We start from the raw sequence: 25,270 nt of genomic DNA, 5'->3' as shown, positions 1-25,270 counted from the left end.
TCAACCGCGGCTAGAGCAGCTGTCCAAGAAACTCCTGCACGGCGTGTCCGGGGCGGAAGTCCCCGATGCGCTTGATCTCCCAGTGCAGCCGGATGCCGGAATGTTCGAGCACCCGCGTGCGCACTGTTTCGCCGAGATATTCGAGTTCGTAGCCGGTCGCTGTCCCGGTGTTGATCATGAAATTGCAGTGCATGGGCGACATCTGCGCGCCGCCGATCAGCAGGCCGCGACACCCTGCCTTGTCGATCTCTTTCCAGGCTGAGGTGCCTTCAGGATTCTTGAAGGTCGAGCCACCGGTCTTCTCGCGGATCGGCTGCACCGTCTCGCGATGGTTCTGCACCGCGTCCATCGCCGCCTTGATCACTGCCTTGTCCTCGGCAAAGCCCTCGAAAATCGCCGAGGTAAAGATCAGCCCGGACGGTGCCGACGAGTGCCGGTAGGCATAGCCCATATCGGCATTGCTCAGCGTCTGGACGTTGCCCTTGCGGTCGAGCGCACGCACCTCGACGACGCGCTCGCGCGTCTCGACGCCATTGGCGCCGGCGTTCATCCTCAGCGCCCCGCCGATGGCGCCCGGTATGCCGTGGTAGAAATGGAAGCCGCCGATGCCGGCTTCCAGCGCCGCCGCGGCAATGCGCTTGTCGGGCGTGGCCGCGCCAGCCTTGATCGATGTCGGCGAAACAATTTCGGTTTCACCGAACCCCTTGGCCGACAGTCTTATGACGAAACCCGGAATACCCCCATCGCGCACAAGCAAGTTCGAGCCGACGCCGACTATGGTCAGCGGTATCTCTTCGGGAACCGCTTTCAGGAAAGCAGCGAGGTCCGCCTCGTCCGCTGGCTGAAAGAGCGCCTCGGCCAGTCCTCCGGCGCGGAACCAGGTGATCTTGTCCATCTCGGCATTCGGCGTGATGCGGCCGCGCAGGCCGGCAAGCCGGCCGCCAAGTCTGTCGATCAGCGCCTGGCCCTGCATCATGAGACGGCCAGCTCCTTGGGCAGCGCATAGGCCCATTGCGTGATGTTGCCGGCGCCGAGAAAGACGACGAAGTCGCCGGGCCTGGCCAGATCACGGACAACAGGCGCTATTGCCTCCGGACCCTCGATGTAGCGCGCGTCGCGATGGCCGCCGGCCCGGATGCGCGACACCAGCGCATCCGAGGTCACGCCTTCGATCGGCTCCTCGCCGGCGGCGTAGACCGGCGCCACCATCACCGTGTCGGCGTCGTTGAAGCAGGCGGAGAATTCATTGAACAGATCATGCAGCCGGGTAAAACGGTGCGGCTGGGCAATGGCGATGACGCGGCCCTTGGTGGCGCTGCGCGCGGCTTTCAGCACCGCAGCGATCTCGACCGGATGGTGGCCGTAATCGTCGAACACTTCGACGCCATTCCAGGAGCCGGTTTGGGTGAAGCGACGCTTGACGCCGGCGAAGGACGACAGGCCTTTCTTGATCGCCTCGGCCGACAGGCCGAGCTCATGCGCCACCGCGATCGCCGCCGTCGCATTGGAAACGTTGTGGCGGCCGGGCATCGGCAGGCGCAGATCCGATATCGTCGTCTGGCCGCGTCCCTTGCGGTCGCGGATCACCACGTCGAATTCCGAGGTCGCGCCGGCCATGCGATGGTTGGTGAAGCGCACGTCGGCCTGCGCGTTCTCGCCATAGGTGATGACGCGGCGATCCTCGATTCGGCCGACCAGCGCCTGCACCTCCGGGTGGTCGGTGCACATGACGCCGAAGCCGTAGAACGGCACGTTCTCGACGAACTGGCGGAAGGCTTCGCGCACCTTCTCGAAACTGCCGTAGTGATCGAGATGTTCGGGATCGATATTGGTGACGACGGCGATATCGGCCGGCAGCTTGAGGAAGGTCCCGTCGCTCTCGTCGGCTTCGACCACCATCCACTCGCCGTCCCCCATGCGCGCATTGGTGCCATAGGCGTTGATGATGCCGCCATTGATGACGGTCGGGTCGAGCCCGCCGGCTTCGAGCAGCGTCGCTACCATCGAGGTCGTCGTCGTCTTGCCGTGCGTGCCGCCGATCGCCACTGCCTGGCGGAAGCGCATCAGTTCGGCCAGCATTTCGGCGCGGCGCACGATCGGCAGCAATTTCTCCCGTGCCGCCTTCAGTTCGGGGTTGGATTTCTTGATAGCCGTCGAGACAACCACCACTTCGGCATCGCCGAGGTTTTCTTCCCTGTGGCCGACAAAGCATTCGATCCCCTTGTCGCGCAGCCGCTGCACATTGGCGCTGTCGGCCTGGTCGGACCCCTGCACCTTGTAGCCGAGATTGTGCAGCACTTCGGCGATGCCGCTCATGCCGATGCCGCCAATGCCGATGAAATGCACGAGGCCTATGGTCTGCGGCATCTTCATGCGTGCGTTCCCTTCTTAAAATCCGAAACGGTTTTGCGGGACGCAATAGCCTCTGTGAGATCGGCGAGCAACCGTGCGGCATCCGGTTTGCCGACCGACTTCGCCGCGGCAGCCATTGCCGTGAGCCGTTCGGGCTCGGCCATCAGGGCGCCGATCAACGCCGCGATGCGCTCGGGCGAAAGTGAGGATTGCGGCTCCACCTCGCCACCGCCGGCGGCCGCAAGAGCGGCTGCGTTCGCGGCCTGGTCGTGATCGAGCGCATAGGGATAGGGCACCAGCAGCGCCGGTCGCCCGATGACGGCGATTTCCGAGACGGTCGACGCGCCGGAGCGCGACATAACCAGCTGTGCGGCCGCTATACGCGCCGCCATGTCGCTGAAGAAGGGCGAGACCTCGACAACGACACCGAGCGCTGCATAGGCCGCCTTCACCCGCCCGACGTCATCGGCCCGAGCCTGCTGCGTGATCACCAGCCGCTTGCGGAGTGCGTCGGGGAGCAAAGCGACGGCCGCCGGCACCGCATCGGAGAAGAACTGCGCGCCCTGGCTGCCGCCGAACACCAGCAGGCGGAAGGGATCATCTCCGGCCGAGGCGACGTAGGCGGTCTTTGCGGCTTCGAGCACCTGTGGGCGAACCGGATTGCCTGTCGTCACCGTCTTGGCGCCGACGGCGCTTTCGTCTTGGGGCAGGAAGCCACCGGCAATCGCATCGACGCGGCTGGCCAGCGCCCGGTTGGCGCGTCCCATCACCGCGTTCTGCTCGTGGATCAGCGTCGGCACCTTGCGCCGCGTCGCGGCGTAGAGCGGCGGCAAGGTCGGATAGCCGCCAAAGCCGACCACGGTATCGGGCCTGATCCTGCCGATGATGGCGGACGCCTGGCGCACGCCGCGCCAGATTTTCCAGAAAGCGCCAAGCAGGGCAACAGGATTTTTGGAGCCCAGCGTCGCGGACTGGATCGGGTGGATGGCGGCGGCCGGGAAGTGGCCGGCAAAGCGCTCAGCGCGGTCGTCGGTCGCCAGATGCACCGTCCAGCCACGCGCGTTCAACTCATGCGCCAGTGCCTCGGCCGGAAACAGATGTCCGCCGGTTCCGCCCGCCGAGAGAAGGATAACGCCTCTGGCCATGTCACTCCGCCGGCATGGCGCGCTGTGGCAAGGCAAAGCCCACCTGCTTGCGCTTTTCCGGTCGCTTGCGCGTCAGCGCCAGCACCATTCCCATCGAGATGGCGATGGCAATCTGCGAAGAGCCGCCATAGGAGATGAACGGCAGCGTCATGCCCTTGGCCGGCACCAGCTGCAGGTTGACGCACATGTTGATGACTGCCTGCAGGCCGAACACGGTGACGAGGCCGCCGACCGCATAGCGGGTGAAATCGTCATGCTCCTTCAGCGCCGTGTTGAGGCCGCGCAGCACGATGAAGGCGAAGATGGACATGATGAAGAAACACATGATCAATCCGAATTCCTCGCCCGCGACCGAAAAGACGAAATCGGCATGGCTGTCGGGGATGACCCGCTTGACGGTGCCCTCGCCCGGCCCGACGCCGAACCAGCCGCCATTGATCAATGCGTCGCGGCCCATATCGACCTGGAACGTGTCGCCTTCGCCAGTGAGGAACTTGTCGATACGCAGGGCGACGTGCGGAAATACCGTATAGGCGGCAAAGACGCCGCCGACGCCGGCCGCTCCGAGCACGACGATCCACAGCCATGGCAGCCCCGCCATGAAGAACATGATGCCCCAGGTGCCGGTCGTCAGCATGGTCTGGCCGAGGTCCGGCTGCGCCACCAGCAGCGATACGACCAGTACCAAGAGCAACATGGCGAAGAGATTGCCCGGAATGTCGGGCTGGCGCTTGTGTTCGGCGAACAGCCAGGCGCACATGATGACAAAGGCGGGTTTCAAAAACTCCGAGGGCTGGATCGACAGGCCGGCAAGCGACACCCAGCGCCGCGCGCCTTTCACCTCGACGCCGATGTAGAGCACCGCCACCATCAGCACCAGCATCAGGCACAGCATGATCAGCGCCATGCGCCGGATTTCTCTGGAATCGAGGAAGGACACCGCCAGCATCACGCCGAGCGCCGGCACGGTGAAGATGATCTGCCTGGTCGCGAAATGGAAACTGTCGAGGCCGATGCGTTCGGCGACCGCGGGACTTGCGGCGAAGGACAAAACTATGCCCAGCCCCATCAGCGACAGGAACGCCGCCAGGAACCAGCGATCGATGGTCCACCACCAGGTCGCAACCGGGCTTTTGTCGAGACGGCTCTGCATTATCGTGCCCCTCCGATGGGTTTGACGCCCTCGATAGCATTCGCAGCTTGCCTGAAGGCTTCGCCGCGGACCTCGAAATTCTTGAACTGGTCGAAACTGGCGCAGGCCGGCGACAACAGCACCACCGCCTCGCCGCCATCGTCCTTGGCCGCATCATGCGCGGCATGCTCGACCGCGGCTGCAAGCGTGCCCGATATCTCATACGGCACCGCCTCGCCCAGGGTCGCCGAAAAGGCCGGCGCTGCCTCGCCGATCAGATAGGCCTTGGCGATACGCGGGAAGAAGCCGCGCAGCGGCTCGATGCCGCCTTCCTTGGGCAGGCCGCCGGCGATCCAGTAGATGCGTGAAAAGCTCGACAGCGCGGGTGCCGCCGCATCGGCGTTGGTCGCCTTGGAATCGTTGACGAACAGCACGTGGTCCTTGCGGCCGACCTGCTCCATGCGATGCGCCAGGCCCGGAAAGCTTTCCAGTCCGGACTGGATCTCGCCGAGGTCGAGCCCGACCTTGAGGCAGGCGGCCACCGCGGCAAGCGCGTTTTGCGCATTGTGCTGCCCGCGCAGCGAGCCGATGCCTTCGAGGAAGGCGACCCGGCTGTAGCGGCCATGCACCGCTTCCATCAAATTGGTGCCATCGGCGAAATAGCCGTCGGTCAGCGGCAGCCGCTTCGAAATGCGGATGACGTGCCGCCCCGCCCGCTCCAGCCGTTCGGCAATCTGCGCACACCAGGAATCGTCGATGCCGACGATCGCGGTCCCGCTGCCGGCAACCAGCCGCTCCTTGATCGAAGCGTAATGCTGCATGGTGCCGTGACGGTCGAGGTGATCCGGCGTCAAATTGAGCAGGATGCCGGCCGTCGGATTGATCGATGGTGCGAGGTCGATCTGGTAGGACGAGCATTCGACGACATAGTGCCGGTCGGGTTGCGGCGGATCGAGTGTCATCACGGCGCGGCCGATATTGCCGCCCATCTGCGTATCGCGGCCGGAAGCCTTCAATATATGCGCCGTCAGCGCCGTGGTCGTCGACTTGCCGTTGGTGCCGGTGATGGCGATGAAGGGGGCGGCTGGCGCGCCGAGCGTCCGCTCGCGGCAGAAAAGCTCGACGTCGCCGATGATCTCGACACCCGAACCGCGCGCCAGTTCCACCGTCCAGTGCGGTTTGGGATGCGTCAGCGGCACGCCGGGCGACAGCACGAAAGCGGAGAACGTGGCCCAGTCGGCTGTGTGCAGGTCGCCGGTTGCAATCCCGGCGGCTGCCGCCTTGGCGACACTGTTGGGATTGTCGTCCCAGGCCAGAACCTCAGCCCCGCCCTCGATCAGCGCGTGCGCGGTCGCGATCCCCGAGCCGCCGAGCCCGAAGAGCGAAACACGCTTGCCTGCGAAGGATGCGGCGGGAATCACGGGGCGCGCCTATCTGAGCTTGAGGGTGGAAAGGCCGACCAGCGCCAGGATGACGGCGATGATCCAGAAGCGGATCACCACCTGGCTTTCGGTCCAGCCGAGCTTTTCGAAGTGGTGATGGATCGGCGCCATTAGGAACACACGCTTGCCGGTCATCTTGAAGTAGCCGACCTGGATGATGACGGACAGGATCTCGACCACGAACAGCCCGCCGACGATGACCAGCACGATCTCGTGCTTGGTGGCGACCGCAACGGTGCCGATCAGCCCGCCCATGGCCAGCGAGCCGGTGTCGCCCATGAAGATCGCCGCCGGCGGCGCGTTGAACCAGAGAAAGCCGAGGCCGGCGCCGATGACCGCGCCTAGCACAACAGCCAGTTCGCCGGTGCCGGGCACGAAATGGATCTGCAAATACTCGGCGAATACGGCATTGCCGGAGAGATAGGCAATGACGCCGAAGGACGCCGCCGCGATCATGATCGGCACGATCGCCAGGCCATCCAGACCGTCGGTGAGATTCACCGCATTGCCCGCTCCCACGATGACGAAGCAGGAGAACGGAACGAAGAACCAGCCGAGATTGATCAGGAATTCCTTGGCGAAGGGGAATGTCAGCGACGAGGAGAACGGCGCCTGGCCATTATGCATGATCGCCCAGGCGGCGATGCCGGCGATGACGAATTCGAGCGCCAGCCGCGCCTTGCCGGAAAAGCCGAGATGCGACTGCTTCGTCACCTTCAGATAGTCGTCGTAGAAACCTATCGAGCCGAAGCCCAGCGTCACCAACAGCACCACCCAGACATAGATGCTCGACAGGTTCGCCCACAGCAACGATGAGCCGATGATGCCGGACAGGATCATCAGTCCGCCCATGGTCGGCGTGCCGGCCTTCTTGAAATGGGTCTGTGGCCCGTCGGCGCGGATCGGTTGGCCCTTGCCCTGGCGCAACCTGAGCGAATTGATGATGGTCGGCCCGAAGATGAAGACGATCAGCGCCGAGGTGATCAGCGCCCCGCCGGTACGGAAGGTGATGTAGCGGAAGACATTGAAGACCGAGATCTTGTCCGCGAAATCGACGAGCAGTGTGAACATGCGCTTTTCGTCCCCGACTTGACCCTAGGTCTGTTTGCCGATTGTCGTTTCAGCCGGGAACTTGCCCAGCAACGCATCGACCAGCTTTGCAAAGCCGATGCCCTTCGACGATTTGATCATCACCACGTCGCCTGGCCTCAGCGCGGCAAGCAGCACCGGCTTCAATTCTTCGGCGCCGGCGCGGTATTCCGTCCTGATCTCGCCCGGCAGCGCTTCCGCCAGCGCCCGCATCTCCGGCCCGCCGAGAAAGACGGTCTGCGTGCCGGTGCCGACGATGAGACCGGCAAGTGCAGCATGCAGCTTGGCCGAATACTCGCCTAGCTCCAGCATATCGCCCAGCACGGCGATGCGGCGGCCTTCGCCCGTCACCGGCGTCGCGTTGAGCAGCGCCATGGCGGCCGCCATCGAGGCGGGGTTGGCGTTGTAGCTTTCGTCGATCAGCGTGATCGGTCCACCGGGGTGGCTTGAAGTCGGGCCGCCGGGATGGCTCGAAGTCGAGCCTCCGGGATGACGCAGCACATAGCGTTTGCCGCGGCCGCGCTCGGCCGAGAGATCGGCCAGCGCCGGGGCAACCTTGTCGAGATCGGCGCCGACCAGACGGGCCGCGCCGAGGACCGCCAGAATGTTCTGCACCATGTGGCGGCCGGGCGCGCCGATGCGAGCCGTCACCTCGTGACCGCCGATCCTGGCGGCAATGTCGGAATGATCGGCATGGACCTCGCATTTGACCAGTCTGAAGGTTGAGCGCGCGTGCTCGCCGAACCCATAGACATGCTCGACGCCGGCGGCGTGCGCCATCTTGTCGAGAAGCTTGAAACGCGCGTCGTCGCGGTTGAGGATCGCCGCGCCGCCAGGTTCCAGCCCTTCGAAAATTTCGGCCTTCGCCTTGGCGATCTCGTCCAGATTGCGGAAGAAGCCGAGATGCGCCGCCGCGATCATGGTGACGATGGCGACATGCGGCCTTACCATCTTGACCAGCGGCCTGATCTCGTCGGGATGGTTCATGCCGATCTCGAACACGGCATAGTCGCAATCGGCCGGCATGCGCGCCAAGGTGAGCGGCACGCCCCAATGGTTGTTGAACGACTGCGCCGAGGCATGCACCTTGCCGACCGCCGACAGCACGTGGCGCAGCGCTTCCTTGGTGGTCGTCTTGCCCGCCGAACCGGTCACCGCGATGATCTTGGCCTGGGAACGGTCCCGCGATGCGACACCGAGCTTTTCCAGCGCCACCAGCACGTCCTCGACGACGATCATCGGCGCCGTCAGCCGGCCAAGCGACGGCAGCTTGCCTTCGGCCACGACCAGCACCCCGGCTCCGGCCTTGATGGCGGCGGTCGCGAAATCATGGCCGTCCATCGCCTCGCCCTTGATGGCGAAGAAGGCGTCGCCCGGCTGAAGGCTGCGGCTGTCGATCGAAATGCCCGATACGCCGTCCGGCATCGGTCCGATCGGTCGTCCGTCCATGGCGGCGACCAGCGTCTCGGATGTCCACAGCAAATTCATGCGGCACGCTCCAGCAGCGCGGCACGGACTTCTTCGTGGTCGGAGAAATGCAGGGTCTCGGTGCCGATCGTCTGGCCTTCCTCATGACCCTTGCCGGCCACGATCAGCGTGTCCCCGGCATGCAACATGGCAACGGCCTCGTGGATCGCCGCGCGCCGGTCACCGATCTCGATCGCGCCGGGAGCGGCGGCAAGGATCGCGGCCCGGATCGTCTCCGGCACTTCCGAGCGCGGATTGTCGTCGGTGACGATGACGACGTCGGCGAGCCGCGTCGCGATCTCGCCCATGATCGTCCGCTTGCCGCGATCGCGGTCGCCGCCGCAGCCGAACACGACGATGACCCGGCCGGTAGTGAACGGGCGCACCGAGGCAAGCACGTTTTCCAGCGCGTCCGGCTTATGCGCATAATCGACATAGACCGGCGCGCCGTTTGCAGTCGTCCCGACAAGGTCGAGCCGGCCGGGTGCGCCCTTGAGTTTCTCCAATGCCTTCAAGGCCTTGGCGACTGGCGTTCCCGTGGAGATGGCAAGCCCGGCCGAAACCAGCGCGTTGGCTATCTGGAAATCGCCGGCCAGCGGCAGGTCGATCTCGTAGAGCATCCCGTCGGCCTCGACCTCGGCACGTTGGCGGTGGCGCTCATGCTCGACCCGCTTCAGCGTCAGGAAATCGCCGTGGCGGCCGACCGTCAGCACGCCGAGCCTTGCGGCCTTCGCCGCCTGGATGGTTGGCGCCGACCACGGATCGTCGGCGAAGATCACGGCCGGCGCGCCCTTCGGCAGCAGCGCATCAAACAGACGCAGCTTGGCCCGGTGATAGTCCTCGACCGTCGGATGGTAGTCCATGTGGTCGCGGCCGAGATTGGTGAAGCCGCCGGCGGCCAGCCTGACGCCGTCGAGACGGCGCTGGTCGAGACCATGGCTGGAGGCCTCCATGGAGGCATGGGTGACGCCGGCGTCCGCCAGTTCAAGCAACAGCTGATGCAAGGCGACGGGATCTGGCGTCGTCAGCGAGCCATAATCGTTGCGGCCCGGCGCCACCACGCCGGTGGTGCCGATCGAGGCCGCGGCAAAGCCGGCCTGCTCCCAGATCTGCCTGACGAAAGCGGCGACCGAGGTCTTGCCGCTGGTGCCGGTGACGGCCACCATCGTCTGCGGCTGTTTGCCGAAATAACGGGCCGCGCTCAGGGCCAGCGCCAGGCGCGGGTCATCGACGGCCAACACTGGAACCGGCAGTCCCCCAAGGGCGCTGTCCTTGCCCGCGACGATGGCGGCAGCCCCTCGTGCGGCGGCGTCCGCGGCATAGGCGGCGCCATCCGCCTTGCTTCCAGCGAGCGCGAAAAAGACGACGCCGGGTTTTACCTGGCGGGAATCCGAAGAGATGCCGGTAACCTCCAGATCGGCGGAAGCTGTTCCTTCGACTGGCAGGATACCGGTTAGATTTTTGAGCTTCATCGAGTTCCGTTCACCGCAACAAAATAGCGCGCAGTTGCCGGCGCGCCCTAAGAATCATTGATAGGAAACCAGCGTTGCACCATTTTCATGGCTGAAATCTGGCTTCACGCCAAGCATGGCCGCGGAACGCCTGATGATATTGCCGGCCATGACCCCGGCATTCGCGGCCGCGACGTCCGTCATGCCCGGCTTTTCCGGGTGCGGAGCATCGGCAATCGTAAACACGAGATATTGCGGATCGTCCATCGGGAATGCGGCGACGAACGTATTGAAATTCAACTCCTTCGAGTAGCGGCCATTGATGACCTTCTCGGCTGTTCCGGTCTTGCCGCCAACGCGGTAGCCGGGGACCCTGGCATTTCTGGCCGAGCCCTTCTCGGCGTTGAGCATGTAGAGATAACGCATGCCCTCGACCGTTTTGTCGGCTACCACTTTCTTGGCCGCCGCCATCGCGTCCTGCTGGCTGCGGACCAGGAATGTCGGCTCCATCAGATATCCGCCATTGATCAGCGCCGCGCAGCCGACAGCCGCCTGCAACGGCGTCGTCGACACGCCATGACCGAAGGCGATGGTGAACGAGTTGACCTGTTTCCAGACCTTCGGCTCAGTCGGACGGGCAACTTCCGGCAGTTCGGTCTGCATCTTGTCCAAGATGCCAAGACGATGCAGGAATTCGCGGTGCGCCTCGATGCCGACCAGTTCGGCCTCCCTGGCCGATCCGATGTTGGATGAATAGAGGAACACCTCCGGCAACGACAGCACGCGGTTCTTGCCGTGGAAATCGTGAATGGCCTGATGGCCGACCCGGATTGGATGCGAAGCGTCGAAGCGGCTCGCCATCGTCGCCTTGCCGGAATCGAGCGCCATGGCCGATGTGAAGCTCTTGAAGGTCGAGCCCATCTCATAGAGCCCCGCCGACATCCGGTTCAGCCGGTCCTTGTCTTGTGCATTGTAGGGATTGTTCGGATCAAAATCCGGCACCGAGGCCATGGCCACCACTTCGCCGGTCTTGACGTTGAGCACGACGGCGCCCGCGCCCATGGCGCGATAGCGCTCCAGGCCGGCGGCAATCTCGTCGCGCACCACATGCTGGACGCGCAGATCGATCGAGAGCTTCACCGGCTTGAGATCCTTCGCCACCGCCAGGCCCGACGCCTGCAGATCGCTCAGGCCCTGCTCGTCGATATATTTCTCCATGCCGGAGATGCCTTGATTGTCGATATTGGTCAGGCCGACAATGTAGGACGAGGTTTCACCACTGGGGTAGAAACGGCGCTTCTCGGTGCGGAAGCCGAAACCGGGAATGCCGAGCTGCATGATGTCGGCCTGCTGCTTGGGCGTCAGCTGCCGCTGCAGCCAGACGAAGCCGGCGCCGCTCTTCAGCTTATGGTAGGTCTGCTCGTAATCGATCTCCGGCAGCACCGTCGACAGCTTTTCGATCGCCTCGTCGGCGTCGACGATGCGGCGCGGCTCTGCAAACAGCGATGCCGTCTTGATGTCCGTCGCCAGCACCTCGCCGTTGCGGTCGACAATGTCGGGTCGCGAGGCCGTCACCCGGCTCTGCGGGCCGCCCGACATGTCGGGGGTCTGGAAGCCGAGATAGACAAGCCGCCCGGAAATGATCGAGAAGATACCGAAGAACACCGCCATCGTCATGACGATGCGCGCCTTGCCCTTGCCTCCGGTCGCCTTGCGGGCGCCATCGACCACGATTGAACCGTCTTCGCTGGCCCTGGGGCGACGTTTCAGCAGTTTGCCGATCATTGGGCGATGCCTCCGGTCACGATGGGATCCTTGCCGTCCGAGGGTGTGTTGCCGGAATTGTCTGCCATGCCGCCTTGGCGCCCGTTCAGGATGTCCTGGATGTCGAGGGTTTTGGCTGGCAGGTCGCCGAGGCCGACGATCTGGTGCGCGCTGACCGGCTCCAGTTCAAGCTGCGACTTGTAGAGCTCGGCGAGCTTCTGTAGCCGCGATGGCTGGGTGAGCAGGCTCCAGTCGGCCTTGAGCAGGTCGATCGTGTCCTCCTCGTAGCGTATCTCAGCATGGATTTTCTGCACTGCAGCCAATTGGTCCTCGGCCTCGCGCTTGGTTTTGTAGGTCAGGGCCGCCGCCGAGACCATGACGGCGATGAGGACGATGTCGCTGGAACGAAACACGTGCTTACCTCTCCCCCGGCCGCTCGATGCCGGGAAGTTTTGGGCCGGGAAGTTTTGGAAGGCCGAAAATCGAAAAATCGACGGCACGCGCCGGCGCATCGGTGCGGATGGCGGCGCGCAGCCTTGCCGAGCGGGCGCGCGGGTTGGCCGCAGTCTCGGCATCACCCGGCGTCACGCCGCCGCCGGACTTGCTGAAGGTGGCACTGCGTGCCCGTGCCTCCGGCATGTGGCGCGAGCCGCTCGCGGCGTCGGAGCGATCGGCAATGAAGCGCTTGACGATGCGGTCCTCCAGCGAATGGAATGTCACCACGGCAAGTCGTCCGCCCGGCTTCAGCGCCCGCTCGGCGGCGAACAGCGCCTTGGCCAACTCACCGAGCTCGTCATTGACGAAGATGCGCAGCGCCTGAAAGACGCGGGTGGCGGGATGGATCTTGTCCTTCGGCGCCCGGCCGATATGCGTCTCGATGGCGTCGGCAAGCTCCAGCGTGCGCTCGAACGGACGCTTTTCGCGACGCGCTTCGATCATGCGCGCGATGCGCCCGGCGTGGCGCTCCTCCCCGAGGAAGCCGAAGATGCGGGCAAGATCGCCCGGCTTGAAGTTGTTGACGACATCTGCGGCGCTGAGGCCCGCCTGCGCCATGCGCATGTCGAGAGGCCCATCGACGCGGAACGAAAACCCGCGCTCCGCCTGGTCGAGCTGCATCGAGGAAACGCCGATGTCGAGCACGACGCCGTCGGCACTTTCGACATGCTGGTCCAGCATCGAGAATGGCGCCTGCACCAATCGCAGGCGGCCGCCTGATTGAGCTTCGAGATTGCGACCAGCCGCTATGGCATCCGGATCGCGATCAATGGCAACCACGGACGCGCCGGCCGCCAAGATGGCCTTGGTGTAGCCGCCGGCGCCGAACGTGCCGTCGACGACGACGTCCCCTTCCGCTGGCGAGAGCGCCTGCAACACTTCGGCAAGGAGGACCGGAATGTGGCGGGCCGGTCCGCCAACGGCGTTGATATCATCGCCGTGGCCCACCGTCATTCCGGTCGCTCCCCAGGCTTCGTCCCCTGCCGAAGCTGCAAAAGCCGGGCCCGCGCCTGCGCTCCGTAGGCCGCAAGCCGTCCCGGCTCCCAGATCTGAAAGAAATTGCCGCGCCCGACAAAGGCTACTTCCGCCGAAAGGCCGGCATGTTCGCGGATGAAGTCGCTGATCGTGATGCGACCATCCTGGTCCAGCTTCAGGAATGTTCCGTCGCCATGGCAGAAGAACGACATGTCGTCCGCCGTCTGCTGGAACGGATCCTCGAGCGCGATGCGCTGCTCGTAGCGGTCGAGCAGGTCGGGCCCGCCGACATCCATGGCCGGCAGATCCAGGCAACGCAGCGCGTAGAGATCCGAATAGCCGCGTTTCTGAACGACGGCGCGAAAATGCGCAGGAACGGACACCCGCCCCTTCGCATCGATCCTGCTCACCGTGTTCGACAGAAACCGGTCCATCACACGTCACGGCCGCTTGCGCCGCCGCACCCCTCTTCGTCGTGTTGCACGCGCCACCGCTACGCGTTCCCTGCCCTGAACCCGCCTCCGTGACAGGGGCGAAAACCGGCAAACGCGCAGCCGCCGCGGCTGCCCGATTGGCGTACGCTTCACTCTGACGCGGAACGAAGGCTTTGGTATCGATATGGGATATCATGGGGTGTTATGGGCGTCAACGGGAACAGGCTTCACAACATGCAGTCGCGACCGATGGAAGCGGCTTTGAAAACACGTCTCGTCTTTATGGATCATTAAGCCTAACGAAGCGTTTAGAGCCGCTTGGCCCAACCGGACGCGCCTTGTCGCGAGCTGTTGCCGGGCATAGCGTCTCACCACACGTCCAGGGTCACCAAGAGGGTTGGAATGTCGATGTCTGAAACAGCACGGTCGCGCGCCGCGGCTCTTGCCCACCTCCGTCGCAACGCACTTGCCGTCGGCGATTCCATCCCCCTGCCACTCACCATGGCTGCCATCTTTCACGCGCCTGGCGACGCCACCGGTTTCAACCAGTATGGCCGTTTCAGCAATCCGACCTGGGATGCGGTAGAGCATATGCTGGCGCATCTGGAAGACGCGCCCTGCGTCGCCTTTCCTTCCGGAATGGCGGCGATTTCGGCGGCATTTTTCGCTGTCCTCAAGACCGGCGACCGCATTCTTCTGCCTTCGGATGGCTATCACACGACAAGGGCACTGGCCGAACGCTTCTTGAAACCACTCGGCATCGCCTACGATGTGAGGCCAACCTCGACCTTCCTCGATGGCGGTTTCGAAGGCTATCGTCTCGCTTTCGTAGAGACGCCCGCTAATCCGGGGCTGGACATATGCGATATCGCGGCGGTGGCCGCGGCCGCACACAAAGCGGGCGCACTGCTTGTCGTTGATAATACGACCATGACGCCTTTCGGCCAGCGCCCGCTCGACCATGGCGCGGATATTGTCATCGCCGCGGACACTAAGGCGCCCAACGGCCACTCCGACGTGCTGTTCGGCCACGTCGCGAGCCGCAACGCCGACATCATCGCCGCGGTGACGGATTGGCGCGAAACGTCCGGCGGCATTCCAGGGCCGTTCGAAGCGTGGCTTGTGCATCGTGGCCTCGAAACGCTCGATGTGCGCTTCGACCGCATGTGCTCCTCGGCGGAAGTGATCGCGCGGCGCCTGCAAGGTCACCCGGCGATCACGGGCCTGCGCTATCCCGGCCTGGAAGGCGATCCTTCGCACAATCTTGCCCGTGCCCAGATGGAACGCTTCGGCTTCCTTGTTTCCTTCGAACTCGCTTCGGAGCAGAAGGCCGAGGATTTCATCAACAACTGCGAATTGATGCAGGCCGCGACATCCTTCGGCGGCGTCCACACCTCCGCTGAGCGGCGTTCGAAACGAGGCGATGCGGTTCCAGCCGGCTTCGTCCGCCTCTCAGTCGGCTGCGAACCAGTTGAAGAGCTTTGGGCGGCGATCGAGGCGTCGCTGGACAGGATCGGCGACTGACCCGACGATTACGAACCGAGGTCATTGGCTTCGACATTGCGATGGCCGTGCAGCACGCGAAGGATTTCGATCACATCGTCCCTAACTCGATACAGAGTGAGATAATTGCCGACGACCAGATGGCGAACACCCGGTGCGATATCGTCTCGTGGCGCGCCTGAGAAAGGATAGGTAGCCAGTTGCTGCCACCGCGCCTCGATGCGGTCGAGCAGCCGGTCGGCTGCGGCCTCGCTGTCGCTCGCAATATGCAGCCAGATCATGATCAGATCGTCTTCGGCGCGCGCGTTCCGGACGATGGGGAGCAAATTCATCCTGCGTCGTCAGATCGCAGGCGTCTCCGCGCCTCGGCCTTGATTTCGTCCATCGATTCAAATCGTCCCGGTCCGCTGTCGATCCCTTCCTGAACTAACCTCCGCAACTCCTCGACCGTATAGCCGAAGAGGTCGCGCCGATCCTTCCATTGCCGGAGCGCATCGCGGATCACCTCGCTAGCCGAAGCATATTCACCAGCGGCGACCACATCGTCGACCGCCGCCGCCAGTTCCGGCGAGAGGGTGATGCTGCGTTTGTCGACCTGTCCCATGATAAGATTCCCAAATGCTATTGGTTGCCTATGGTACGATTTAATCGTACCAGCTTCAAGCAACGGGGGATATCACTTGGCTGGCGAACGGCCTGCCAGCTTGAATCAACAGGCGCGCCCGAGGGCGCAACCTGTTGATCGCAAACTCATCTTTTCGATATCGCGACGAAAAACTGCCAGCTGGCCTATAAGCCGGGTTCTGTATGGCCCTCGCCCCTTGCGGCGCGAGAACGTGGCGGCCATTCATCTTGGGCGCATATTGCCATGCGCCTCACGCAACCTACCCGGACGGTGAGCCGGAAACAGCCCTCGAGGGTTTCCCCTCGCACCGCCCCTATTCGGTCTTGCTCCCGGTGGGGTTTACCGTGCCGCTCCTGTTGCCAGTCGCGCGGTGGGCTCTTACTCCACCCTTTCACCCTTGCCCCGACCCGGCAAAGCCAAGTCGTGGCGGTTTGCTTTCTGTGGCACTTTCCCTGGGGTCGCCCCCGCCGGCCATTAGCCGGCACCGTGTCTCCATGGAGCCCGGACTTTCCTCACCCGCGGCCTTTCGGCTTTTGCTGGTGCGGCCGCCCGGCCAGCTGGCCAGGCGTATAAAGGGGTTCACGCCACAAAACGCAACCAAAAAAGCCGGTTACGACCGGTTCTTGTCACGCCGGCGATCCGACAGCCGCCAGTTGCACCTTGACCTTGCTGCAATAGGCGGCCGAAACCGGGTTCATTCGGGTGGCGCCGTGGCCGGCATTGTATTTCAGGATCGTGCCGCACGTCGTGCCGCCGCCGAGATCCCGCGCCATGGCAAGATACTTCATGCCGTATTTGATGTTGGTGTCCGGATTGAAAAGCCCATTGGCCGAGCCGCTATAGCCCATCATCCGCGCCGTCGCCGGCTTGATCTGCATCAAGCCGATTTCGCCGGCGCCGCCGACGAGGTTCGGCCGATAGTTGCTCTCGATCTTGATAACAGCATGAGCGAGCGACGCCGGCACGCCATAGCTCGCGGCATAGCGCGCCACGATGGCCGAATACTGATCGCCACTGGCCACCGCTGCCGTCGAGGCTGCTGCGTCCTTGATCCCGATCGATGCCGTCGTCGTTTTGTCGACGGCCTTGCGGCCTCGTCTGGTCTTCTGTCTCGTGCTCGGCTTCTTGGCCTTGGTCCAGCTCGCCTTCTCCACTTTCGCGGAAGACCGCTTCGCCGCCTTCACGTCCTTGCTGCTTTTGGCCGAAATGGCCTTGCCCTTGGCGGTCGCTGCGACGAGCCCCTGATCGGCCCGTGGGCTCAGCGGCGCGGCGCTCGCCGCCCCGAAGGCAAAAGTCATTACGCCGGCAGCAAGAGCTGCCGTTACAACGGTCAATTTCTGCATGTGATCCTGTTCTGTCTGAACGCGCGAAGATCTCCGCGCGGCATTGCTTGATTAATGTCGGATCATCCGGGGGTTAGACGCCCGACAAACTGTACGGATTGCCCTTTGAGGCCCGAATTGCGCGCAATGAAGGCGGGGCAATTCACTTTAAGTGACAGTTTGTAACCTAATGTCGGAAAAGCATTACTTGGACGGCATCCTGACCTAAGGTCAAGTTCCGGGGGAAGCGAGCAGCCGTTGAAGCGTGCGTATCGTCGATCCGTCCGCCACTCCATCGATCCGGCGTGGCCGGAAATGACGCTGGAAAGCCTCGACCACGACCCGCGTCTGCTGGTCGAAAACACCCGATATTTCGACCCCATAGCCGTAGAGCGCCAGCATCGATTGCAGCGCCTCGACATCGGCGCCAGCGTCGCCGGTCTTCAGCACGGCGCCGCGCCTGATCGGTGCCGCCGCCACCAAGTGGCCGACGCCGGCCTCGAACAGGGCCCGCCAGGGAAACTTCTCGCCCGGATCGATCTTGCGCCCCGGCGCCACGTCGGAGTGCGCCAGCACCCGCTGGGGGGCAATCGCATGCCGGCTGGCAATTCCGGCACACAAGCCGATCACCGCATCGATCTGTCGCTTGGGAAAACCGGGATAACCCAATGAATGCCCCGGGTTGACGATCTCGATGCCGACGGAACAGGAGTTGATGTCGGTGCGTCCGAACCACGAACTCTTCCCAGCGTGCCAGGCGCGGTCGCTTTCCCGGACCATCTGCACGATATGGCCGTTCTCATGCACCAGATAGTGCGAGGAGACTTCGCTGGCCGGGTCGCACAGCCACGCCTCGGCCCCGGCGCCTGTCGGCATGCCGGTATAGTGCAGCACGATCATGTCGGGCTTCAGCGTCTCGCGCCGTGGCCCGAAATTCGGCGATACCCTGACCTCGGCGCTCGGCTCGTCGGGCAGGAAGCCGCTCATGCGTGCCGCAGGCCCCGCTCGATCATCTCGTAGGCGGTGTTGATCGCCGCGAGCCTCGTCGTCGCGATCTTGATGAATTCCTGCGGCAGGCCACGCGCGATCAGCCGGTCCGGATGATTGTCGGAAACCAGCTTGCGGTAGCGTTTCCTGACCTCCTCGAACGGCTTGCCGCGCTCGATGCCGAGCACGACATAGGGATCGGCCGCACCAAGATTGACGTGCCTGGCAAGGATCGCCTCGTAGTGCACCTCGTCTATGCGGAAGATTTCGGCGATGCGGTGCAGGAACTGGCCTTCACGCTCATGGATCAGCCCGTCGGCCTTGGCGATGTGGAACAGGCCATCGAGTATATCCTCCAGCATCATGCAGTTCGAATGGCCGGAGCCACAAAGCTGCGCCATGCGCTCGGCATAGGTCTCGAAGCCGGCAACGTCACGTTTGGCCAGATCGTAGAGTCGCGCCACGTTGCGCGTCTCCTTTGGCGGCACCTCGAATATTTCCTGGAAGGCGCGTATCTCGTCCTGGGTGACGACCCCGTCGGCCTTGGCCATCTTGGCCGAGAGCGCAATCATCGCCACCGAGAAAGCGACGCGACGGCGCAAATCCGCATCGCCGGAAAAAACGGTGCGTACAGCCTCGACCACGTCGGCGACGCCCGACGAGGCTGAGGACGAAATCCGCGTGATGAAGTCGCCGAGGCGGTCCCAAATCGACATGGCCGCTTCTTAGAGCCAACCGGTCCCCGCTATCAAGCCAATAACGGCCGGCATCATACCTCCGACGACAATCGAACTCGTGTCGGAACCACTACCCGCCTGGGCGAAGGGCCGGCAAGACGCCGGCCCTCGCCAGAACACAGGTACTAATGACTACTGCGCGGGCGCAGGAGCGGGCGTTGCCGGAGCCGGCTCGGCAGGCTTGGTCGAATTATCCGCGGGCGCCGCAGGTTTCATTGGCTGCTCGGCCGGCGGATTGGTGCTCTGGGTGGTGGTGTTATCCGTCCCCGTGCCGCTGTCGCTGCATGCAGCGACGCCGAGCAGCGCAAGCGCGGACACCGACGCAAGAATGAGTTTTTTCATGATATCTCTCCTTCAACACACGCTCACGTTGCAGTGAACGGTCGAGAAGGAAATGCATCACTCAGCCATGGGTTTCGTAACGATGCGTTTCCGCATGTAACATCGCTCGCATCCTCCCCTTGCGCCTCCCCGGGGGTGAAACAGCTTTGCGCTCCCCTGTGCGGATCGCTGTCATCCACCTGTCATAGCCGGGCGTTACCCGCTTGCGGCAAAGCAAATGGGGAATCACCTTGCCATGACGGACGTTTCCGCAGATCTGATCTTTCGCCGTGGCAAGGAAGTTGGAAAAGCCGTCTACCAGAACCGCCCCCTGTCGAAGGCAGGAATTTCCGAACGGCTGTTCGCCTTCCTGTTTTCGGGCCTGGTCTATCCGCAGATCTGGGAAGATCCCGATGTCGACATGGACGCAATGCAGCTTGGCGAAGGCCACCGCGTCGTCACTATTGCCTCCGGCGGTTGCAATATCCTGGCCTATCTCACCCGGTCGCCGGCCAGGATCGACGCCGTCGATCTCAATGCCGCTCACATAGCCCTGAACCGCATGAAGCTGGAGGCGGTGCGCCACCTGCCTTCGCAGGGCGACCTGTTTCGCTTCTTCGGTGCCGCCGGCAACGACCACAATTCTCAGGCTTACGACCGCTTCATCGCGCCGCATCTCGATCCGGTCAGCCGCCACTATTGGGAGCGCCGCAACTGGCGCGGCATCAGGCGCATCGCCGTCTTCGACCGCAATTTCTACCAGACCGGCCTGCTTGGCCTGTTCATCGCCATGGGCCACCGCACGGCTAAATTCTTCGGCGTCGACCCCGCCGGCATCATGCAGGCCAGGAACATTGGCGAGCAGCGCCGCTTCTTCCACCAGGAACTGGCCCCGGTGTTCGAAAAGCCGCTTTTGAAATGGGCGACCTCGCGCAAGGCCTCGCTGTTCGGCCTCGGTATCCCGCCGGCGCAATATGACTCTCTCATCACGTCCGGCGACGGTACCATGGCCAGTGTGCTGAAAGCCCGGCTGGAAAAGCTCGCCTGCGATTTTCCATTGAAAAACAACTATTTCGCTTGGCAAGCCTTTGCCAGGCGCTACCCCCAACCCGGCGAAGCCGCCCTGCCCGCCTATCTTGAAAGGCAGAACTATGAGGCCATTCGCGGCAATGTAGACCGCGTCGCCATTCATCATGCCAATCTGATCGAATTCCTGGCAGGCAAGGACGCGGGTTCCGTCGACCGTTTCATCCTGCTCGACGCGCAGGACTGGATGACCGACGACCAGCTCAATGCGCTGTGGTCGGAAATCACCCGCACCGCCTCCGCCGGCGCGCGTGTCATCTTCCGCACTGCGGCCGAGCCAAGTCTGCTGCCGGGCCGCGTCTCCGCTTCCCTGCTCGACCAGTGGAGCTACGAGAGCGATGCCTCGCGCGAATTCTCCACCCGCGACCGCTCGGCAATCTATGGCGGCTTTCATCTGTACGTGAAGCGCGCCTCATGAGCACTACCGAGCTGCCGACCAATCACGCCGAACTGATGGACGGTGTCTACCGCTGGCAGCGTCACATCTACGACCTGACCCGCAAATATTATCTGCTCGGCCGCGACCGGCTGATATCAGGGCTGGACGTTCCGCCGGGCGGCACGGTGCTGGAGCTCGGCTGCGGCACCGGGCGAAACATCATCCTCGCCGCCCGCAGCTTTCCCGGCGCGCGCTTCTATGGCCTCGACATTTCGGCAGAGATGCTGGAGACCGCGGGCACCGCGATTGCCCGCGAAGGCCTGTCCGATCGCGTCATGCTGGCAAGGGGCGACGCCACGGAGTTCGACGTAAAGGCGCTGTTCGGCCGCGACAGCTTCGACCGTGTCTTCGTCTCCTATTCATTGTCGATGATCCCAGGCTGGGAAAAGACGGTCTCCGCCGCGCTGGCAACGCTCGCTCCGGGCGGTTCCCTGCACATCGTCGACTTCGGCCAGCAGGAAGGCCTGCCGGACTGGTTTCGGACCCTGCTTCGCGGCTGGCTCAGAAAATTCCACGTCACGCCCCGTGAAATGTTGCGCGAGGTGCTGGAATCGGAATCGCGAAAAATCGGCGCAACCTTCCGTTTCCGCACACTTTATCGCGGCTACGCCTGGCTGGCGGTGGTCCGGCCGAGCAGCTGATTGGCTAGCGCAGCGCCTTCACCAATGCCCCGACCATGGTCTGCGGCCTGTAGCCCAGCTTGGCCGGCGTCAGGCCGAGCCGCACCACCACTAATTGCTCGGATGGAATGATGGCGACGGTCTGCCCATCATGCCCCTCCATCCAATAGGTGTCCTTGGGCAGGCCCGCCGCCACGCCGGCACCGGGGTTTTCCTCGTCGCCCGGCGCCTCGATCCACAATTGCCCCTTGCTGTAGACTTTCGAGGCCGACGCAGGTTCGCGCATCCAGTCGACGAAACCGGCCGGCAGTATCTGGTTGCCGTTCCAGACCCCGCCCTGCAGCAGGAACTGGCCGAAGCGGGCCCAGTCATGGGCGGTGGCGTAGAGATAGGATGAGCCGACGAACGTGCCCTGTTCGTCGGTCTCGAGCACGGCGCTGTGCATGCCCAGCGGCTCGAACAGCGCGGTGCGCGGCCACGTCAACGCCTTGGCCTTGTCGCCGACCGCATCCTGCCAGAGCCGCGACAGCATCACCGCCGTTCCGCTCGAATAGGAGAACACCTTGCCCACCTCGCCCGTGAGCGGCTTGGCTTCGGCAAAGCCCGCCATGTCGGGTTCGAGATAGAGCATGCGCGTCACGTCGGCGACGTCGCCATAGTCTTCGTTGAATTCCAGCCCGCTCGACATCGCCATCATGTCGGCAAGGCTGATCGCGGCGCGGCCATCGGCCTTCCACGGCGCGAAAAGGCCCTGGTTGGTCATCGCCATCTTGCCGTTCTTGACCAGCGTGCCGACCATGGCGGCATTGACCGTCTTGGTCATTGACCAGCCGAGCAACGGCGTCCGGGCGGAAAAGCCCTCGCCATAGCGTTCCGCCACGACGCGGCCGTTCTTGACCACCACCACGGCGCGCATGCCGGCGCCGGTCATGGCGGCATCGTCGACGATCTTCACCACCTCCGGGTTCTGCGAGGCTTCGACCCGCTCGCCTTCCGGCCACAGCGCGTCCTGTCTTGTCGCCGAGGGTTCGACATGGATCGCCGTGCGCCGCGCCTTGCCGACATCGCCATCCGGGACCGAGGCGCAGCCCAGCCCGTCGCGGAAAACCGCGATGCTCTTGCCGAGGAAGCCAAGCAGGCCGGCGGAGACTGTGCCCCGGTTCTTGTCGACCGAGACCCGCATCAGCTTGAGCAAGGGATGACCGGGCGCCTGCACATCGACGGCAAGCACCTCGTTGGCATCGCGCCCGGCGACGAAAACGTTCGAGCAGACGATCTTTGCCGAATAGCCCGAGCCGACCCGGATCAGTTCGGGCGGCGCGAAATAAAGCCACCCAAACAGCGCCACGACCGCCAGCACCACCAGGCCGAGCAGCCGTTTGACGATCTTGGCAATGATCCGCATCTTTCCCGCCCCCGAATCCAGGCTCGATCCATGTCATCGATTTGCCGCCATTGCTTCCGCAAAATCATGGGCCTTGTCGAGCGTCGTCAACCAGATATCAACCATGATCGGCGATCACAGGTGCATGTCGCCCAACAGCGCGCCGCGTTTTTGGGATCACGGCAGGAAACAAAATCAAAGCGCGCCGAAAAAATGCGCGTTTTGGCGATATACCGGGCGATGCTGTGGGGCGATCGTCCGGCGGGGGCCAGACCAAGCGCCGGCCATCAGTGCACAGACCCATCAGCAACCGGCTGCAACCGGCTCGGGAGTTGTGATGCGCCGTCTTGCGGCCCTTTTCATGCTGACGCTGCTGGGCGCATGCTCGACCGTGGAGGATCTGTCGCCACTGTCGCCATCCAGCACCCCTTCGGTTGCGGTGCGCGCGCCCCGCTTCGCCGATTCCAAGCCGCATGAATGGGACAGCGGCGCGCCCTGGAATTACGCAGTTCACGGCACCGACGTCTCAAAATACCAGACCTCGGTCGACTGGCCGACCGCCAAGGCCAGCGGTATTTCCTTCGCTTTCATCAAGGCGACGGAGGGCGGCGACCGTTTCGATGATTATTTCAACGAGCATTGGGCGCGCACCAAAGCCGCCGGCGTTCCTCGTGCCGCCTATCATTTCTTCTATTTCTGCACTCCGGCGGCGGTACAGGCGCGCTGGTTCATCCGCAACGTCCCCGTCGACCGTTCGGCCATGCCGCCGGTGCTGGACATGGAATGGAACCCGAAATCGCCGACCTGCAGGCTGCGCCCCGACCCGGCCACCGTGCGCGCGGAGATGACCACCTTCCTCGAAATCGTCGAGCGGCATTACGGCAAGAAGCCGATCATCTACACGTCGGTAGACTTCTTTGAAGACAACGAGCTGTCGACCTTCCGCGGTTATCCCTACTGGCTACGCTCCGTCGCCGGCCACCCGCGTCAGAAATATGGCAGCCACCCCTTCACCTTCTGGCAGTATACGGGAACCGGCATCGTTCCCGGCATGATCGGCAAGTCCGATATAAACGTCTTCAACGGCAGCCAAGCCGCCTGGGACAAATGGTTGAGGCAGAACACCCGTTGACACCGTGTCAACGGGTGCCAAGCCGCCCGGAGGAAGGGTTGCTGCAGAACACCCGTTGACACCGGGCCTGCCGCCTGCTTTCGACACGGCCGGCGGCCAAGAGTGCAACCGCCGGTATTCCGGGGCGACGCGCATCCAGATGGACAGCAAGGCCGCCCGGGAATCCTGAATGTCGAAAGGAAGTCTATGCGACTGCGTCCCCAAGCCCTCGCGGTGCTGTTCCTGTGCGCCACGGCCTTGCCGGCGATGGCGCAGGAATGTGGCGGCGACTTCGAAACCTGGAAGCAGGGCGTGGCAGCGGAAGCCAAGGCGGCGGGTGTCGGCCCTGTCGGCCTCGAAGCGCTCGAGGATGCCAGCTTCGACGAGAGGGCCCTGGCGCGCGACCGTGCGCAGGGCGTCTTCACCCAGACCTTCATCGAATTCTCCAACCGGATGATCTCGGCCTACCGGCTGAAGCAGGGCGCGGCGAACATGAAGAAATATGCCGATATCTTCGCCCGCGCCGACCAGCAGTTCGGCGTCCAGGCGCCGGTCATCACCGCTTTCTGGGCGCTGGAGACCGATTTCGGCGCCGTGCAGGGCGATTTCCATACGCTCAGCGCGCTGGTGACGCTTTCCCATGACTGCCGCCGCCCGCAGCTGTTCCGGCAGCAGTTGGTGCCACTGCTGGAATTGATCGACCATGGCGTGCTGCCGGCCGACGTCAACGGCGCCTGGGCTGGAGAGATCGGCCAGACGCAGATCCTGCCTTCGGATTATCTTGCCCGTGGCGTCGACGGCGACGGCGACGGCAAGATCGACCTGCGGGGCAGCGTGCCGGACGTGATCATGACGACGGCCAACAAGGTGCTGTCGCGCGGCTGGAAACGCGACGAGCCCTGGATCCAGGAAGTGCGCGTGCCCGACGAGATGCCATGGGAACAGACCGGGCGCACAAACAAATTGCCGCTGACACAGTGGACGCAGTGGGGTGTTACCAATCCCGACGGCTCGCCGCTGGTCGACAAGGGCCTGAAGGCCGGGCTGGCGCTGCCCATGGGCCGCAAGGGGCCGGCCTTCCTCACTTACGAAAATTTCGACGTCTATCTCGAATGGAACCAGTCCTTCACCTACGCGCTGACCGCGGCCAATCTTGCCGCGCGGCTTGCCGGCGCGCCACCGATCGACCCGCGCAATCCTGAACCAGGCCTCAACAACGAGCAGATGAAGGCTTTGCAGACCAAACTGGAGGCCAAGGGCTATGATGTTGGCACGGTCGACGGGATCCTGGGCACCAACACCCGCGAAGCGATCCGCAAGGAGCAGACGCGGCTGGGATTGCCCGTGGACGGCTGGCCGACGCCGGAGCTTTTAGCGAAGCTGTGAGTA

At 63.8% G+C, this 25,270-nt stretch carries 24 protein-coding genes and 1 other RNA gene; 5 read left to right on the top strand and 20 right to left on the bottom strand.

The genetic code is table 11. The features are described from left to right. Positions 1-10: 10 nt before the first annotated feature. From murB to mraZ, 12 genes are read right to left on the bottom strand one after another with little or no spacing between them, the layout of a single operon-like run. Entirely contained in the window at positions 11-976 is a 966-nt protein-coding gene (gene murB / locus FJ972_RS14560) for a UDP-N-acetylmuramate dehydrogenase (RefSeq protein WP_140521211.1), read from the bottom strand. After that, positions 973-2,373 (bottom strand): UDP-N-acetylmuramate--L-alanine ligase, encoded by a 1,401-nt coding sequence (murC, locus tag FJ972_RS14555; RefSeq protein WP_140495219.1) that lies wholly within the window; start codon positions 2,371-2,373, stop codon positions 973-975. Before murC ends, murB begins: the two co-directional genes overlap by 4 nt. Next, on the bottom strand, positions 2,370-3,497 hold the full coding sequence (gene murG, locus FJ972_RS14550; protein WP_140521212.1) for an undecaprenyldiphospho-muramoylpentapeptide beta-N-acetylglucosaminyltransferase: 1,128 nt from the start codon (positions 3,495-3,497) through the stop codon (positions 2,370-2,372). Before murG ends, murC begins: the two co-directional genes overlap by 4 nt. A 1-nt stretch (position 3,498) precedes the next feature. Further along, positions 3,499-4,650, bottom strand: a complete 1,152-nt coding sequence (gene ftsW, locus FJ972_RS14545) for a putative lipid II flippase FtsW (protein ID WP_140516599.1) — start codon at positions 4,648-4,650, stop codon at positions 3,499-3,501. Beyond that, complete coding sequence (gene murD / locus FJ972_RS14540) at positions 4,650-6,050, bottom strand: UDP-N-acetylmuramoyl-L-alanine--D-glutamate ligase (RefSeq protein ID WP_140521213.1); 1,401 nt, start codon at positions 6,048-6,050, stop codon at positions 4,650-4,652. The genes ftsW and murD overlap by 1 nt, the downstream gene beginning before the upstream one ends. A gap of 9 nt (positions 6,051-6,059) precedes the next feature. Beyond that, positions 6,060-7,142: a phospho-N-acetylmuramoyl-pentapeptide-transferase gene (gene mraY, locus FJ972_RS14535; RefSeq protein ID WP_140495211.1), complete on the bottom strand. Its 1,083-nt coding sequence runs from the start codon at positions 7,140-7,142 to the stop codon at positions 6,060-6,062. A gap of 24 nt (positions 7,143-7,166) precedes the next feature. Continuing rightward, positions 7,167-8,648 carry a UDP-N-acetylmuramoylalanyl-D-glutamyl-2,6-diaminopimelate--D-alanyl-D-alanine ligase gene (locus FJ972_RS14530; protein WP_140521214.1) on the bottom strand — a complete coding sequence of 494 codons (1,482 nt, stop codon included), beginning with the start codon at positions 8,646-8,648 and terminating at the stop codon, positions 7,167-7,169. Then, complete coding sequence (locus FJ972_RS14525) at positions 8,645-10,099, bottom strand: UDP-N-acetylmuramoyl-L-alanyl-D-glutamate--2,6-diaminopimelate ligase (protein WP_140521215.1); 1,455 nt, start codon at positions 10,097-10,099, stop codon at positions 8,645-8,647. Before FJ972_RS14525 ends, FJ972_RS14530 begins: the two co-directional genes overlap by 4 nt. 54 nt (positions 10,100-10,153) lie before the next feature. Next, positions 10,154-11,863 carry a peptidoglycan D,D-transpeptidase FtsI family protein gene (locus tag FJ972_RS14520; protein ID WP_140495205.1) on the bottom strand — a complete coding sequence of 570 codons (1,710 nt, stop codon included), beginning with the start codon at positions 11,861-11,863 and terminating at the stop codon, positions 10,154-10,156. Beyond that, on the bottom strand, positions 11,860-12,255 hold the full coding sequence (locus FJ972_RS14515; protein WP_140495202.1) for a hypothetical protein: 396 nt from the start codon (positions 12,253-12,255) through the stop codon (positions 11,860-11,862). The genes FJ972_RS14520 and FJ972_RS14515 overlap by 4 nt, the downstream gene beginning before the upstream one ends. A gap of 4 nt (positions 12,256-12,259) precedes the next feature. Then, positions 12,260-13,291, bottom strand: coding sequence for a 16S rRNA (cytosine(1402)-N(4))-methyltransferase RsmH (rsmH, locus tag FJ972_RS14510; protein ID WP_140521216.1), 1,032 nt, complete (start codon positions 13,289-13,291; stop codon positions 12,260-12,262). Further along, positions 13,288-13,746: a division/cell wall cluster transcriptional repressor MraZ gene (gene mraZ, locus FJ972_RS14505; RefSeq protein WP_140495198.1), complete on the bottom strand. Its 459-nt coding sequence runs from the start codon at positions 13,744-13,746 to the stop codon at positions 13,288-13,290. The genes rsmH and mraZ overlap by 4 nt, the downstream gene beginning before the upstream one ends. A 408-nt stretch (positions 13,747-14,154) precedes the next feature. On the opposite strand from mraZ, the gene FJ972_RS14500 reads away from it, so the two are divergent. Then, positions 14,155-15,270, top strand: a complete 1,116-nt coding sequence (locus FJ972_RS14500; protein WP_140516714.1) for a cystathionine gamma-lyase — start codon at positions 14,155-14,157, stop codon at positions 15,268-15,270. An 8-nt stretch (positions 15,271-15,278) separates the two neighbouring features. On the opposite strand, the gene FJ972_RS14495 is transcribed toward FJ972_RS14500, so the two are convergent. The 7 genes from FJ972_RS14495 to FJ972_RS14465 all read right to left on the bottom strand — a co-directional run bounded on the left by FJ972_RS14495 (position 15,279) and on the right by FJ972_RS14465 (position 19,262). Beyond that, the gene (locus tag FJ972_RS14495; RefSeq protein ID WP_140521217.1) at positions 15,279-15,581 is read right to left on the bottom strand and encodes a type II toxin-antitoxin system RelE/ParE family toxin; all 303 of its coding nucleotides are present in this window, start codon (positions 15,579-15,581) and stop codon (positions 15,279-15,281) included. Continuing rightward, positions 15,578-15,853: a type II toxin-antitoxin system ParD family antitoxin gene (locus FJ972_RS14490; RefSeq protein ID WP_140495192.1), complete on the bottom strand. Its 276-nt coding sequence runs from the start codon at positions 15,851-15,853 to the stop codon at positions 15,578-15,580. The genes FJ972_RS14495 and FJ972_RS14490 overlap by 4 nt, the downstream gene beginning before the upstream one ends. 172 nt (positions 15,854-16,025) lie before the next feature. Then, an RNA gene (rnpB, locus tag FJ972_RS14485) (RNase P RNA component class A) lies at positions 16,026-16,435 on the bottom strand. A 65-nt stretch (positions 16,436-16,500) separates the two neighbouring features. Next, positions 16,501-17,217: a lytic transglycosylase domain-containing protein gene (locus FJ972_RS14480; RefSeq protein ID WP_140516614.1), complete on the bottom strand. Its 717-nt coding sequence runs from the start codon at positions 17,215-17,217 to the stop codon at positions 16,501-16,503. 210 nt (positions 17,218-17,427) lie between these two features. Further along, positions 17,428-18,183, bottom strand: coding sequence for an N-acetylmuramoyl-L-alanine amidase (locus tag FJ972_RS14475; RefSeq protein WP_140516616.1), 756 nt, complete (start codon positions 18,181-18,183; stop codon positions 17,428-17,430). Then, on the bottom strand, positions 18,180-18,899 hold the full coding sequence (locus tag FJ972_RS14470; protein WP_140495186.1) for a J domain-containing protein: 720 nt from the start codon (positions 18,897-18,899) through the stop codon (positions 18,180-18,182). The genes FJ972_RS14475 and FJ972_RS14470 overlap by 4 nt, the downstream gene beginning before the upstream one ends. A 153-nt stretch (positions 18,900-19,052) precedes the next feature. Then, positions 19,053-19,262, bottom strand: a complete 210-nt coding sequence (locus tag FJ972_RS14465) for a hypothetical protein (protein WP_140495184.1) — start codon at positions 19,260-19,262, stop codon at positions 19,053-19,055. 235 nt (positions 19,263-19,497) lie between these two features. Between FJ972_RS14465 and FJ972_RS14460 the strand changes: the two genes are divergently transcribed. Together FJ972_RS14460 and FJ972_RS14455 are read left to right on the top strand one after the other, a co-directional pair. Further along, positions 19,498-20,745: a DUF3419 family protein gene (locus FJ972_RS14460; RefSeq protein ID WP_224518994.1), complete on the top strand. Its 1,248-nt coding sequence runs from the start codon at positions 19,498-19,500 to the stop codon at positions 20,743-20,745. Continuing rightward, positions 20,742-21,407 (top strand): class I SAM-dependent methyltransferase, encoded by a 666-nt coding sequence (locus FJ972_RS14455; RefSeq protein ID WP_140521218.1) that lies wholly within the window; start codon positions 20,742-20,744, stop codon positions 21,405-21,407. The genes FJ972_RS14460 and FJ972_RS14455 overlap by 4 nt, the downstream gene beginning before the upstream one ends. A 4-nt stretch (positions 21,408-21,411) precedes the next feature. Here FJ972_RS14455 and FJ972_RS14450 read toward each other — a convergent pair whose 3' ends face one another. Then, positions 21,412-22,791, bottom strand: a complete 1,380-nt coding sequence (locus FJ972_RS14450) for a serine hydrolase domain-containing protein (RefSeq protein ID WP_140521219.1) — start codon at positions 22,789-22,791, stop codon at positions 21,412-21,414. Positions 22,792-23,107: 316 nt separating this feature from the next. Between FJ972_RS14450 and FJ972_RS14445 the strand changes: the two genes are divergently transcribed. Both FJ972_RS14445 and FJ972_RS14440 read left to right on the top strand, forming a co-directional pair. Beyond that, positions 23,108-23,902, top strand: a complete 795-nt coding sequence (locus FJ972_RS14445; protein ID WP_140516622.1) for a GH25 family lysozyme — start codon at positions 23,108-23,110, stop codon at positions 23,900-23,902. A 186-nt stretch (positions 23,903-24,088) separates the two neighbouring features. Further along, entirely contained in the window at positions 24,089-25,267 is a 1,179-nt protein-coding gene (locus FJ972_RS14440; RefSeq protein ID WP_140516624.1) for a lytic murein transglycosylase, read from the top strand. Positions 25,268-25,270: the final 3 nt, after the last annotated feature.

Origin of the sequence: Mesorhizobium sp. B2-1-1 (genome assembly GCF_006442975.2) — a bacterium.
Taxonomy (GTDB): domain Bacteria; phylum Pseudomonadota; class Alphaproteobacteria; order Rhizobiales; family Rhizobiaceae; genus Mesorhizobium.
The sequence above is the reverse complement of the archived record's forward strand: the minus strand, read 5'-3'. Positions and strand labels throughout refer to the sequence as shown.